Here is a 12,456-nt window from a genome sequence, read left to right as displayed (position 1 = left end):
GCCGGCGCGGCCTCCGTGACACCTGGGGCGCGGCGCTGGCGGGCGGTGTGGTTTTCGGCCTCGGCCAATACGCCACCTCCAACTTCTTGTCGGTACCGCTGGCCGATGTGATCGCCTCGTTATTGTCGGCCGGCGCCCTGATTCTCTTTGTGCGCATCCGACCTCCACGTCGTGAAGCCACGCGCGTGGTAGGCAGCATCGACGGTGGCGTGATGGCGGCGGCCCCCGGGGCCGCCCAGCGCCCGCCACAGCCCGACACGCGCGACCGGTTGCTCCGCGCCTACGCCCCCTACGCGATCATCATCGCCGTCTTCGTAATTTGCCAAATCACTGCCGTCAAGACTTTGCTGGAGAAGGCAACGTTCACCGCGCACTGGCCGGGACTGCACCTGTACAACGCCAAGGGCGCGCCGTCGACGCTGCCGAACTTCACCTTCAATCTGCTGACTACGCCCGGAACCCAAATGCTGGTGGCGGGAATTCTCACGATGGTGGTGCTGCGAATGTCGTTGCCGGCGGCGCTCAGGGCTTACGGCGCCACGCTGCATCAGCTGCGATGGGCCATCGTCACCGTAATGGCTGTGCTAGCACTGGCATTCGTGATGAACGCCTCCGGACAGACCATCACCTTGGGTACTTGGATGGCGGGAGCCGGTGGAGCGTTCGCACTGCTCTCGCCGATACTGGGCTGGCTGGGCACGGCGGTGACCGGATCCGATACCTCGTCGAATTCGTTGTTCGGTGCGCTGCAGGTGACGGCGGCCGCAAAGGCGGGACTGTCCCCGTTGTTGATGTCCGCGGGTAACAGTTCCGGCGGAGTGCTCGGCAAAATGATTTCGCCACAGAACCTTGCCATCGGCGCCGCGGCGGTCGGCGTGCATGGCAAAGAAGGGGACATCTTCCGCCGCGTCGTCATCTGGAGCGTGGTGTTCCTGGCGTTCATTTGCGTTCTCTCCGGGCTGCAAGCTTCAGCGCTGTCGTGGATGGTGCCTTGATCACCTACATCCGCAAAGCCGCCAAGCAGATGAACCGCCACGACCGTTGACGCGGACGCTACCCGGCGCGGGCTGGGTGGTCGGGCGGCCAATGATTCCATTAGCGCTGGAAACGCGGGCGGGATCGAGGACGGCGGTTTGCCTGTCAGTATCCGCCCTTACAGCTGTCTAGGATGAACCGACGCGCCACGACGCGCGTCAAAACCACACTTTGCGGCCGGCGACGGGACGCCCCACCGCGCCCAAGATCCACAAGATGATGCCAATGACGACCAAGATGCCGCCAATCGTGTACAGGATGCTGATCCCGGTGAAATAGCCGACAACGAGAAGGATGATGCCGAGGATGATCACGGTCGCTCCGATCTACAGGTTGCCGCGGCCGGCGCCGCTTGATTGTGCATACCCTTTGCGCGACTTTTCAACCATTAAGGTCCCCTTTCAAGCGCTTTATCTGCCGCGCGCTTCGGGTCAACTACGTACTTTCTAATCGGTGCCAGGTTTCAGCGCCCGTTGCTCTGTTGTCCGTAAGAAGAGGCACGGAAGCAAATGTCCGCGTTGGGGTTTGATCACGGATCTGCAGACGTTGGCGGCCCGGGTGAAAGTCTGCGCGATTATCGATGCGCGGGTGAGCGGTAATACCGTAAAGACTAGGTGGGAATTTCAACCGTGTGTAACTCGGCCGTAAAACCCCGTTCCGTATCGCCTGGTTCGGGGCCAGAGCCCGGAGGTACGACCTTGCCGGTCACCGTCACTTCGACATGACCGGTCGTTTGGTTGTACTCGATCTTGCCGTGCTCGAAGTTCGACATGAGTAGATCGCCGACGGGGTTCACGTCGCTGGTGGGGAAACCTAGCGGACCTGCCGAACCGTTGGTGCCGGTGAGAGCAGGCGTGCCATCCGATCGTCAGTCGCCCACCGCGACGCGATCGACGTAAGCCAGAAAGTGCTCCAGCACCGCCTCGGGCGCCTCGATCTGCGGCCAGTGCCCGATGTTGTCGTCGAGTAGCACCACGTCCGGATCCGGTAGCACTTCGAGGTAGCGCTGCGCCATGTGCCTGCCTGAGTTCGGGTCGGCGGGCCCGTCGATCAATCTCATTGGGGTGCCGGTCTGTCGCATGGCACGCACCCATCGATTGCGGTGTGTGTACCGGTCGTTGATGAATCTGCCGACCTTGTGCATCACCCGTTTGCCGTCGTTGTACTCCAGGATCTGGTGGAACAATTCGAGCATCCGCCGCGACGGTTGGGTGTCGGGTCCGAACAACTCGTTGAGCGTCGGCTCGATCAGATGGCGGGATAGCGGGCCGCCCTGGAAAGGACTCATGATGTCTCCCAACGGCGTTCGTGACATCACCTTCTGCAGCAGCCGCGGCGTGTAGGACTCGTTGAACATGCCGCCGTTAAGCCAGGTGATCGACTCGATCCGCAGTGCGCCGTACGCCTGCTCAGAGAACTCTTGGCGCGCCAACATCTCTTGACCTACCGAATCGCCAAGGTCGTGGGCGATGATGTGGGCGGACTCGAAGCCGAGGTCAACCAGCAGCGCTTCGTACATGTCCGCGTGGTCATGCACGGTGTAGTCGTACTTGCTGGGCTTGTCAGAGAACCCCATACCGAGCATGTCGGGTGCGACAACGGTGAAGCGATCCGTCAGTCTGTCCCACATCGGTGCCCAATCCCACGAGTTGAAGGGGTAGCCGTGTATGAGCAGCAATGTGGGACCGCTCCCCTCGACCCGATAAAAAACGTCGAAACCCAGATAATCGAAATACTGACCGCCGGACTTCCAGCGTTCCAGCTCGGCGTCCAGGGCGGTCATCTTTGTGGCTCCTTAGTGCCGGGACGCCGGCTCACGATTCGCTCTCGGCCGCAACTTCGCGTGCTGGCTCGATAAGCGCGCCGTTACCTACGAGTGCGCGCATCTGTTCGTCGGTGTAGCCGAGTTCCTTGAGGATCTCGGCATTGTGCTCACCCTGGTGGGCCGGTACCTGTGGCGGGAGCGCTCCGTCGTGGCCGCTGAAATGCCATGGCGGTGCAGGAATTGTGATGGTTCCACCGTTGCGGTCGTCGACCTCGCGGGTGGTCACCCAGTCCTGCTTGGCCCACTGCGTTTCGTTGAATTCGGTGATGTCGCGAAGCCGTCCGGTCGCGACCTTGGCCTCGTCCAGCTGGGCGTCCAACGTGTCCATACTCTCGAACGTCCAAATCCAGTTCTGCACAATGGTGTGCAACGCAGCACGGTTGGTTCTGCGCAGTTCGGGAGTGAGAAATCGAGCGTCATCCGCCAGATCCGGACGGCGCATGGCGGCCAGGTAGAGCGGGAAGGTAACGCTGCTTACCAGGCTGAATGGCGCGACGAAATCGAAACCCTCAGGGCTGGTGAAAAACTCGCCGTCGGCGGCACCCAGGATCGGTTGTTCGGCGCCCAGGTCAACATCGGACAGGTCGTAGTGCACGCGCTCGTTCATCGACGTCAGCACTGCGGCCATTGCGACGTCGATGTAGCGGCCTTGCCCAGTCAGCCGGCGGTGTTGCAGCGCCGCCAGCGCGGCGATAGCGCCGTGTAGCCCCGCATAAATATCGCCGTGTGTCAGCGCATCCGTGCGTCGATCGGCGCCGTCTACACCGAACTGGTTCAGAGTGTTTCGGGTGAACCCCACCTCGGCTTGAACCGCCGGGCCGTAGGCCATCCGGCCTCGCCACGAACCTCGCTGGCCGTAGCCGGTGATCGACACATAAATCACCGACGGATTACGCGCCGCGACAGCCTGGTACCCCAAGCCGAAGGACTCGAGCACGCCGGGACGGAAATTCTCGACAACGATATCGGCTGTGTCGCAGAGCTTCAGTGCGATATCGCGGGCCCCCGCGACATTGAGGTCGATGCTGATGTTGCGTTTGCCGGCGTTCTGCTGGGCGTAGTAGCCGCTGATGTCACCGCTGCGAGGGAACGCCTGTCGGGTGAGGTCACCGCGCGGCGGTTCTACCTTGATGACTTCAGCGCCCAAGTCCAACAGGTGCTTGGCGCAGTGCGGCCCGGCCAGCACCCGGCTGAAATCAATGACTCGCACACCCTCTAACGGCGGTCGCATACTCATCGCCCCTCAAAACGTGCTGCTCCGGGACCGTTGACCTGTAGGGACGCAAGCCCAACCTTCAGATCGTCGGATTTCCAGAAGCCCTTCTGCAGCTCGCGCATCGCCCCATCGGTCTCGGCCATCCCGTGTGATAAAGCGTGGGACACAATGGCTTTGGTAGAAGCGTGCGCCACAGTGGCCCCTCTGGCCAGCTCGTGGGCCAACGTCATGCTCGCCTCGGGTAGCTGCTCATCGGCGACGACCCGGTTGATGATGTTCCATTTCTCCAGCGTGCTGGCATCGTAGCGGCGCGCGAGGAGCGCCATTTCTTTCGCGCGCGCGGCACCGGCGCGCTCGGTGATCCGCTGGATGGCTCCCATCAGCGGATTGAGCCCAAGTGTGGCTTCGACAGCGCCCATCTTGGCCGACTGCGCGGCCACGATCAGATCGGCGGCCATCGCCAGTTCGAGCCCGCCGCCGACACAAACGCCATGCACGGCGGCAACGATCGGAATCGGCAACCGATCGAACACTTGCATCAGTTCGGTGAAGTCCAGGTCGGGAGCTACACCGTGCTCGGCGCCATCCGTCAACAGTTCCATCTCGGCGCCTGCGCAGAAGTTACGCAGCCCACTGCGCAGCAGCACGGCGCGCGCCTTGTGTTCCGCGGCCCAGCGCATCGCACCTATCAGGGCGTCGAATAAGACGACCCCCAGGAAGTTGTGCGGCCGGTGCTGCATCGTCAGCACCGCCACCTGCCCGTCCATCTCGCGCACAACCGGCGCTGATTCCTGCTCGGTCACAATCGCCTTCTTCCGTATACTATGCTAAGCATCATATTGATGATCGCCAGGATAGAAGCATATTCGACAACTTGTCAAGAACTATGTATGATGGACGACATGCCAAAAAAGAGTGACAGCAAGGAGCGCATGATCGCCTCAGCGCGTCGGCTCTTCCGCCAACACGGTTACTTCGGCACCGCGCTGTCGGATGTGGTCACCGAGAGTGCCGCCCCCCGCGGGTCGATCTACTTCCACTTCCCCGGTGGCAAGGAAGAGCTCGCCGCCGAGGTCACCCTCCTGCACGCCGCCGACGTCATGACGAGGATCAATCGCGCCGCTGCCACTACCCACACGGCGGCGCAGTTGATCACGGCCTTCGTCGGCGGCGAACGTGACGACCTCGTCGCGAGCAACTACCGCGAGGGGTGTGCCGTGGCGCCCATCGTCATCGAATCGACACCTGGGTCGGAACAGCTCAGCGACGCAACCCGGCGCGCTTTCCAGGATTTGATCACAACGCTGGCCGCACGCCTCAACGAAAAGGGCCTGCCCCACGACGAGGCCGCGCAGCTGGCCACCCATGTGTGGAGCAGCGTGCAAGGGGCGCTCATTCTCAGCCGTGCGCTGCGCAGCCCCGGGCCCTTCGACACGGCCATCGCCATACTTACGTCGGCCGCCGACTCCGCGACTGACGCCTCCATCTCGTGACACCCGAGAGGACACCGTCTGATGACTTCAACAACGGCAAATGACTTGCGCACCAAGTTGATCGGCGCGTGGACCCTGCAATCCTACGAAGCTCACAACACCGACGGATCCGAGCCGATCTATCCCCTGGGCGTCGATGCCCAGGGGATCATCATGTACACCCCAGACGGGTACATGTCTGCTCAACTGATGCGCTCGGACCGAAAAAATCTCGATGGCGATGACATGCAACCGCGGCCGGACGGCGACTTGGCTGCCGCCGCCAACGGCTATCTGAGTTACGCCGGTCCCTACAGCATCGTCGGAGACGGCCTCATCGCCCACCATATCGATGTCAGCCTGCTGCCGAATTGGATCGGTGGAACTCAGTACCGCGCTGCCCTTCTGCACGACTCTGTGCTAGAACTCAGTCCGCCAGAGCCGATTCTCGTCGGAGGTCGACGCTTACACGCACGACTCGTTTGGCGGCGTGCTGCATAGCCGACATACACTATGGTTTTCGTGAATGTTGGTGCAGCGCGACATATTTCGTGACTGCATGATCGCATCGCGCGTCAAACTCACGATTTTCATTTGATGAACGGCTGAATTCGGGCTACACCCCGGATGGCACGACCTTGCCGTTTACCGTCACTTCGACCTGACCGGTCTTCGGGTTGAATTCGATCTTGCCGTTCTCGAAGTTCGATACCAGCAGATCGCCGACGGGGTTGACATCGCTGGTGGGGAAGCCCAGCGGACCCGCCGAACCGTTGGTGCCGGTGACCGCGGGCGTTCCGTCCGGGTCGCGTGGGAGATTCCAGGCCTCCCGGATCTTGCCCGTGGTGATGTATGCGGGCGTGCCGGCCTCGTTGTTCTTAGCGGTGATGACGCCGCCTTGGAACTGTTGGAACACCAGGCCACTGTCCCGTGTCCCGGCGTTGCGGTCACCCGTCAGCGGCTTGCCGAGAGCCCGCCTCTGACTCTCGGTTGCCGACGAGTACTTTGCAGCGATCGGGCCGGTCAGCGTCACCTCGACGTCCCTATCCCCCTTGAGCTTCACCTCGGTGGGTCGCGCCGGGGCCTGAGACGTGGAGGTGGCGTTCACCCCCACCTGAGGTGGTGGCGACGCGTCGACGCTTTTGCCATTGCTGCAGCCCCCCGTGATCAGCGCGACGGCGGTCAGGCCGACGACTGCGGTGTGGCGGTATCCGCTGGTTCTCATGGGCTTCCTTTCGCGTCTTCGTGTGGGTCAGGCTGCGGCTGACCTCCCACACCGGGCCGCGGCTATGCGAATCAGTCGAGTGGCGCACGCGGTCGCGGTGGTCGTGGTTCTGGACGAACTTACGCCGCGGCCACAGACGCCGATCCGGAGCACCCGGAAAGCACCACTAGGTGAACACGTGAGCGCGCCGTCGCTCTCCGCTCCCGTCGGTACCTTCGAAAAGAACGGCTCTGGAAAGCAATTGCTCAGCTACCGAAGCCAATTAGAGAAGGGTCGATGCGCTATTCAGCAACATCAGGTTTGAAATTCCGAGCTTTGGATACCCCTCCGATTTAGCTGCCGCTCCTGGATAGCCGGCACTTCACGAAGGGAGCCTGACGTGGCGTTCTCATACATTGCATCCAAAACAACGGCAGCAGCAGCCGTTTTGGCGGCCGCCGGACTTTTCGCGGCGGCACCGGCATTTGCCGATCCACAGGTGCTGCAATTCGGCCAGTCGGCAGAGCTTTCCAGTAATGGCGGCACTATCGACTACATCGTGAGCAACCTGCAGCCCAGCGGCCACAACGACGGCATCTGGTACTCCGACGTCACGGCCAAGGGAGTCAGCGGCAACGCAACTCCGAACATTGCGGACTTCAACGCTCGGGCCGTCAACAGCTCCACGTTCGCGGTGATGAAGGGCAACCAGACCGACGGCCTTCCCGAGGGGCCACTTCCCTTGGGCACTCCCGTTACCGGGCGCATTTACTTCGACGTTCGCAGCGGTACGAACCCCGATAGTGTCGTCTACCGGGACGCCGGAGGCACCGACAAGGTTGTCTGGAAAGGCCAGTAATTTCGCCTTCCCCGTCGCCGACGCGGTGCTGGCCGCCGGTTGCCCGCGCGCTCTCGACACGCGACCAGTGCGCAGTCGCGCCAAGTGCAATGGTGGGAACCCAATCCGCGGGGCAGCCGATGGGCCAGCGGCGTTACCCGACCCGCCGCGAATGTCCCGTCTGGATGTCGGGGACCACTCGCAAATGCCTGTGGGTTGATACAGGGGTAATGTCCTGGCCCGGCGAGCCGCTAGCCCGGCGGGCGACCTTGGTCAGCTCGTTTGCCAGGTGCCGGTAGTCCAGACCCAGACCGACAATCTCTCGAGCCGTTCGCCGCACGGCGCCCTCGGCCAAGGCCGCGATGTTGGTCATATGCGCTGCCGTGGTGTTGATCGCTTCGAAGGCGTTGGTAATTAAGCGATCTAACATCGTGTCTGACATAAGTTCCCCTCACCGTTCGCTTGGCTGCGCTTGGTCGACTCCCAGCAGACCAAGCCAACCCGCCGCAACGCAGGTTAGGTTATCGCGGTACTCGAACCGGTGCAACTATATGGTGAACAACTGTATGCGGTTCTTTTCATCAGAAAGAGTTCCTTGAACTGGGCACCTAGCCTCTCACACAGGTTTCGGTAAACGGCACACCGTCTTCTCGGAGCGACAGACAAGGCTCCGGGGTTGCCCGGTTAAGACAGGAACACGCTGCCCGCGAAAACGGCGCGGCGTCTTGGCGGCCGTGCACTGCCATTCGTCACCCGACAAAGCGGCCATCTCCCTGAGACTCCCGGCCATAGACAGCGAGCCAGGGCACCTGAGCTACCCCATGTTGCACGGAAAACACGAATCATCGATGTCACGTCGTCGGTTCACACAACGGGGTCAATTCGGCGTGTATCGTGCGACCGAATTTGGACCGCATGAGCCGGTGAGCCGATGGCACCAATACGCCATGCAGGAAGGGATACTTCTGCCGCAGCAGATGTCCGGCCTTTACATATTCGGGGCCCTCGAGCAGTCGCACCCGGCCAGATTGCGTTGGTCCTGTCGGTTTTCCTGATGCCGTGGCTGGGCCGAATTCGACCGCAGGGTTACGCCGCATCCGGCGCACTTTGATCGCCCGCTCGAAACTTCGAAAGTAGGCCCGATCTCCGTCCACCACGATGCTGACTGGGCTAGAACCTGGCGTCCCGTCCTTGCGAAAGGTGGTGAGGCTGATGGTCTTTTGCCGCACGAACGGCGCCAATGCCGAATTCGTTGCCGTGCCAACGGCGCCCACAACATAACCAAGTTGACGTAGCCGCAGCACGAACGCCAGCCCCAGCGCGACTGACACCGCTCCGAGAACCCACGCTTGCGCGGCCGAACCACCCTCGTCGAGGTCCACAATGTGGTTCACCGTGTGCACGGTGTTGGCCACAATGAATCCGGCGATCGCGGTGGCCAACGCATCAGCCCAGACCAGTGCAAGCAGCAGGGTGACGCCCAGACCTAGCTGGAACGCACCGACGTCATGCAGGAAGTGCCGATGTGCCCCGAATCCGACGGCATCGGCAAATGAAGGCGGATCGATCAAGCACCACAGCCCGATCCCAGCGGTGGCCACTCCCACACCTGATGTCACCGCGACCAGGTACAGCCGCGCCAGCGCATTCCAGCGATTCATCATGCCGCCCTTCCTAAGAGCTCTTGTTGTTCCTTAGTCGCTAGACGGGATCGGGCGTCGATGTGTGACGCCAGCGCGCGCCAAGCTCGACCCGGGTGAATGCGGCAAGCGCTGGTTTCGGCGGAACGGCACTTGGGCATACGCAGGCATGAGCTCGCGACGATCCTTATGCTTTCTCGCTACCCCCGTAGTAACAGCCTGGGTGGCGCTGATTTGCGCACCCGTCCCGGCGGCTCCCGCCGAGCCGTGTCCCAATGTTGAAGTTGTGTTTGCCCGCGGTACCGGCGAACCACCTGGGGTCGGCGCGATCGGGCAGGCGTTCGTCGATGCGCTTGGGTCACGGGTGGGCGGCAAGTCGGTCGGGGTCTATCCGGTCAATTACGAGGCGAGTAGCGACTTCAACGGTGGCATCGCTTTCGCCAGAACCGTCGTGGACGGGATCAGGGACGCCGGCACTCATATCGAGTCCACCGCGTCGAATTGTCCGAACACCAGGGTGGTGCTTGGCGGCTATTCTCAAGGCGCCGCCGTGGCCGGCTTCGACACGTCGGCAACGGTGCCCAAGGAAATACCACAGGAGTTTGTCTCCTACGTGCCTCAACCGCTGCCGCCGTCGGTGGCTGATCATGTGGCCGCAGTAGTCCTGTTTGGAACTCCGTCCAATGAGTTCCTGCGCGGTGCGGGCGCGCCACCCATCACGATCGGCCCGCTGTACGCACCCAAGACCATCCAGCTGTGCGCCCCGGATGACACCGTCTGCAATGGCGCGCCTCCTGGGCCGCCGGGCATCGCGCACACCCTGTACGCGGCCAACGGCATGGTCGGCCAAGGCGCGGATTTTGCCGCGAGTCACCTGTAGCCAGTTAGCTAAACCTATTGGCATTTAGCGTCTTTCATATTGACGCCGAATCCAGCGCCGGTCATCGTATGCTTTGCGCATGCGTTCGCGTCGTTATGCCGTCGGAGTCATCATCAGCGTTGCCGCCGCGGGCGTCGCCGCGACGGCATGCACCAGGAGCACCAGCGGACACGCGGCACATAGCACTAACGGCGCGGGCACCACCTCACACATCGCGACGTCGGCACCACCGGCGCCAACGTCCGCGACGCCCACCGGCAAGCCGGTCGGCCAGGCGGTGATGAAGGTCAGTGGCGGCAGCGCCCCCGTGACGATTCGTTACCGGATCAACGGTGGTGCAGAGCAGACCGAGACGAATGTGTCTCTGCCGTGGGAGAAGCAGTACCCCGTCTACAACGAACTGGAGTCCCAGGTAACCGCCGACGGCGGGGACGCCGCCCTCACTTGCACCATCATCATGGATGGCGACAAGGTCGTGTCCTTCAAAAGCGAACCGCGGCCCGCATGTAACTTCGCCTACTGGGGCTAATCGCCACCAACAGCCCGCCCGGGTTGGTGAGCGACGCGGCGCGAAATCATCGCGGCACCCGCACGGCAAGGTAGTACTCGGGGCGCCGTGTCTGGTCGACGGTATAGCCGACGGCCTCCGCGGTTCCCTTGGAGTCGTACGCCAACCAGCGCTCCGTGCGCTGCCGCTCGAATTCCGTCCAGGACGCTACGGTGAATCTCTCGATGAACGTGTCCGGTTGCCCCACACTCTGATACAGCTGCCAACTGTGGCCACCCGTGCGCAGCCTCGACCGCCTGACCGCGCTCATCGCCGTCACGAAATCCTTGAGATTCTCAGCCGGGACCAGATAGCGGACGGTTACCAGAACCGGCCCGTCGGTCGGAGACGGTTCGAACACCAGTTTCGGTACCGGCAAGGTCGAGGACACGTCGACGACATTCACCTTCCCGGTCGCCGGCCGCAACGGAAGCGGACCGACACTCAGGGCAACCGCCCCCATCAAGACCGCCGAGCAGATCATCGCGATGTCAAGCCCATTGCGGGTGGCGACAAGTCCCCAGGCATACGAGCCGATGGCTTGAGATCCGGTGAAGACGAGCAGATAAATCGACAACGCACGGGCCCGTACCCATCGCGGCAATGACAGCTGCGCAGCGGCGTTCAGCGTGGTCAACGTGATCAGCCACGCCATCCCCGACAGCACCAGAAACGGCGTCGCCGCGACGAATGGCAGCCACACCGCGGCCAGCGGAGCAAAACCATACGCGGCGGCACACGCCGCCAACAAGACGTTGTCCGACAACCTCCGATGCAGCGGCGCAGCCACCGCTACCGCCAGAACCGCGCCAAACCCGATGGCTCCCAAGGCGATCCCATAACCGCTGGGGCCCGTCTCCCATCTTTGCGCGGCTGCCACCGGCAGCAGCGCCACCAGGGCTGACGCCGGGAACAGGAAGAAGGCCGCGCGTAACAGGATCCGGCGGAAGATGGGCCCGTTGCGCACGTATCGCAGTCCGCTGACGATGGCTTGGCTGAGATGTTCACGCTCGAGCGGCGCAGGCCGCCTGGGCCGCTGCCACGTCATCAGGGCGACGATGATGCCCGCGAACGATACAGCGTTTATCGCGAACACCGCCGCGGGCCCACACAGCGCGACGACGACTCCGCCCATCGCGGGCCCGAGTGCACGGGCGATGTTGACCGAAACGCTGGATAGCGTTGCGGCGGCGGGTATCTGCTCACGTACGACGACCTCGGGTTGGATCGCCTGCCAGGCCGGGGCGGTGATCGCGGAGGCGCAACCGATGGCCACGGTGAACGTCAACAACGAAATCGAGCCCAGTCGTCCGAGGTAAGTCACCAGCGCCAGCGCCAGCGCCACCAGCACTGCGTAGGACTGCAGCACCATTAGCAGGCGGCGCTGGTCGAACAGGTCGGCGAGTGCTCCGGCGAACAACCCCAACAACAGGGTCGGCCCCAGACTCGCCGTCTGGATCAAGGCAACGACGACATCGCTGCTATGCGTTTCGACCAAGAACCATTGAGCCGCCACGATCTGCATCCAGGTGCCGATGTTCGACACGAACTGTGCGATGAACAACGCACGGAACACGCGATTGCGCAATGGTGCCCAGGCCGACGGCTGCACGCTGTCGGCGCGGTCTTGCTCCCGGATCACCATGGAACGTTTTGCCGGCGACCTGCATCCCGGTCCAGCGCCACGGGCCAAAGCGCACAGACGAGATAATCTGACATACTTCAACGCCTTTCGCCCGCTACGAGGAGTTAGGAGTCTACAGCCGCTCCCCGGTCGCAGCCGCCGCCTGACGCCGGCG

Annotated in this window: 14 protein-coding genes and 1 pseudogene; 6 read left to right on the top strand and 9 right to left on the bottom strand. The window is 62.8% G+C overall.

Annotation, left to right across the window (positions count from 1 at the left end; all coding sequences use genetic code 11):
• Positions 1-995: L-lactate permease (locus A5625_RS12920; RefSeq protein WP_197516077.1), on the top strand; the 995-nt coding region annotated here is incomplete at its 5' end.
• A gap of 198 nt (positions 996-1,193) precedes the next feature.
• Here A5625_RS12920 and A5625_RS29110 read toward each other — a convergent pair.
• The 5 genes and pseudogenes from A5625_RS29110 to A5625_RS12900 all read right to left on the bottom strand — a co-directional run bounded on the left by A5625_RS29110 (position 1,194) and on the right by A5625_RS12900 (position 4,879).
• Positions 1,194-1,349, bottom strand: a complete 156-nt coding sequence (locus A5625_RS29110) for a hypothetical protein (RefSeq protein WP_156748175.1) — start codon at positions 1,347-1,349, stop codon at positions 1,194-1,196.
• 368 nt (positions 1,350-1,717) lie between these two features.
• Positions 1,718-1,900 (bottom strand): annotated as a pseudogene (locus A5625_RS12915) (hypothetical protein); the annotation flags it as partial.
• A gap of 3 nt (positions 1,901-1,903) precedes the next feature.
• A complete protein-coding gene (locus tag A5625_RS12910; protein ID WP_066993951.1) occupies positions 1,904-2,809 on the bottom strand; it encodes an alpha/beta fold hydrolase in 906 nt (301 codons plus the stop codon).
• 40 nt (positions 2,810-2,849) lie between these two features.
• The gene (locus A5625_RS12905) at positions 2,850-4,097 is read right to left on the bottom strand and encodes a CaiB/BaiF CoA-transferase family protein (RefSeq protein ID WP_232003628.1); all 1,248 of its coding nucleotides are present in this window, start codon (positions 4,095-4,097) and stop codon (positions 2,850-2,852) included.
• Positions 4,094-4,879, bottom strand: a complete 786-nt coding sequence (locus tag A5625_RS12900; protein WP_197516075.1) for an enoyl-CoA hydratase/isomerase family protein — start codon at positions 4,877-4,879, stop codon at positions 4,094-4,096. Before A5625_RS12900 ends, A5625_RS12905 begins: the two co-directional genes overlap by 4 nt.
• Positions 4,880-4,978: 99 nt before the next feature.
• Between A5625_RS12900 and A5625_RS12895 the strand changes: the two genes are divergently transcribed.
• Both A5625_RS12895 and A5625_RS12890 read left to right on the top strand, forming a co-directional pair.
• Positions 4,979-5,569, top strand: a complete 591-nt coding sequence (locus A5625_RS12895; RefSeq protein WP_066993948.1) for a TetR/AcrR family transcriptional regulator — start codon at positions 4,979-4,981, stop codon at positions 5,567-5,569.
• Positions 5,570-5,590: 21 nt separating this feature from the next.
• Positions 5,591-6,049, top strand: coding sequence for a lipocalin-like domain-containing protein (locus tag A5625_RS12890; RefSeq protein WP_066993926.1), 459 nt, complete (start codon positions 5,591-5,593; stop codon positions 6,047-6,049).
• Positions 6,050-6,164: 115 nt separating this feature from the next.
• On the opposite strand, the gene A5625_RS12885 is transcribed toward A5625_RS12890, so the two are convergent.
• Complete coding sequence (locus tag A5625_RS12885) at positions 6,165-6,773, bottom strand: LGFP repeat-containing protein (protein WP_066993922.1); 609 nt, start codon at positions 6,771-6,773, stop codon at positions 6,165-6,167.
• A 379-nt stretch (positions 6,774-7,152) separates the two neighbouring features.
• On the opposite strand from A5625_RS12885, the gene A5625_RS12880 reads away from it, so the two are divergent.
• A complete protein-coding gene (locus A5625_RS12880; protein ID WP_066993919.1) occupies positions 7,153-7,611 on the top strand; it encodes a DUF1942 domain-containing protein in 459 nt (152 codons plus the stop codon).
• Between the two features lie 133 nt (positions 7,612-7,744).
• Here A5625_RS12880 and A5625_RS12875 read toward each other — a convergent pair whose 3' ends face one another.
• A complete protein-coding gene (locus A5625_RS12875; protein ID WP_066993914.1) occupies positions 7,745-8,032 on the bottom strand; it encodes a hypothetical protein in 288 nt (95 codons plus the stop codon).
• Positions 8,033-8,441: 409 nt separating this feature from the next.
• Positions 8,442-9,254: a PPOX class F420-dependent oxidoreductase gene (locus A5625_RS12870; protein ID WP_066993912.1), complete on the bottom strand. Its 813-nt coding sequence runs from the start codon at positions 9,252-9,254 to the stop codon at positions 8,442-8,444.
• 145 nt (positions 9,255-9,399) lie between these two features.
• Here A5625_RS12870 and A5625_RS12865 point away from each other — a divergent pair, with 145 nt between their 5' ends.
• Together A5625_RS12865 and A5625_RS12860 are read left to right on the top strand one after the other, a co-directional pair.
• The gene (locus A5625_RS12865) at positions 9,400-10,110 is read left to right on the top strand and encodes a cutinase family protein (protein WP_066993946.1); all 711 of its coding nucleotides are present in this window, start codon (positions 9,400-9,402) and stop codon (positions 10,108-10,110) included.
• 79 nt (positions 10,111-10,189) lie between these two features.
• The gene (locus A5625_RS12860) at positions 10,190-10,639 is read left to right on the top strand and encodes a hypothetical protein (protein WP_066993909.1); all 450 of its coding nucleotides are present in this window, start codon (positions 10,190-10,192) and stop codon (positions 10,637-10,639) included.
• Between the two features lie 46 nt (positions 10,640-10,685).
• Here A5625_RS12860 and A5625_RS12855 read toward each other — a convergent pair whose 3' ends face one another.
• Positions 10,686-12,299 carry an MFS transporter gene (locus A5625_RS12855; RefSeq protein ID WP_232003627.1) on the bottom strand — a complete coding sequence of 538 codons (1,614 nt, stop codon included), beginning with the start codon at positions 12,297-12,299 and terminating at the stop codon, positions 10,686-10,688.
• Positions 12,300-12,456 lie beyond the last annotated feature (157 nt).

This window comes from Mycobacterium sp. 1465703.0 (genome assembly GCF_001672975.1).
GTDB lineage: Bacteria > Actinomycetota > Actinomycetes > Mycobacteriales > Mycobacteriaceae > Mycobacterium.
This window is presented reverse-complemented; position numbering and strand designations above follow the sequence as displayed.

Coding starts and splice junctions, on each gene's coding strand:
- A5625_RS12905 (WP_232003628.1), bottom strand. CDS start 4,097: ATGAGTATGCGACCGCCGTTAGAGGGTGTGCGAGTCATTGATTTCAGC.
- A5625_RS12895 (WP_066993948.1), top strand. CDS start 4,979: ATGCCAAAAAAGAGTGACAGCAAGGAGCGCATGATCGCCTCAGCGCGT.
- A5625_RS12890 (WP_066993926.1), top strand. CDS start 5,591: ATGACTTCAACAACGGCAAATGACTTGCGCACCAAGTTGATCGGCGCG.
- A5625_RS12885 (WP_066993922.1), bottom strand. CDS start 6,773: ATGAGAACCAGCGGATACCGCCACACCGCAGTCGTCGGCCTGACCGCC.
- A5625_RS12875 (WP_066993914.1), bottom strand. CDS start 8,032: ATGTCAGACACGATGTTAGATCGCTTAATTACCAACGCCTTCGAAGCG.
- A5625_RS12870 (WP_066993912.1), bottom strand. CDS start 9,254: ATGATGAATCGCTGGAATGCGCTGGCGCGGCTGTACCTGGTCGCGGTG.
- A5625_RS12865 (WP_066993946.1), top strand. CDS start 9,400: ATGAGCTCGCGACGATCCTTATGCTTTCTCGCTACCCCCGTAGTAACA.
- A5625_RS12860 (WP_066993909.1), top strand. CDS start 10,190: ATGCGTTCGCGTCGTTATGCCGTCGGAGTCATCATCAGCGTTGCCGCC.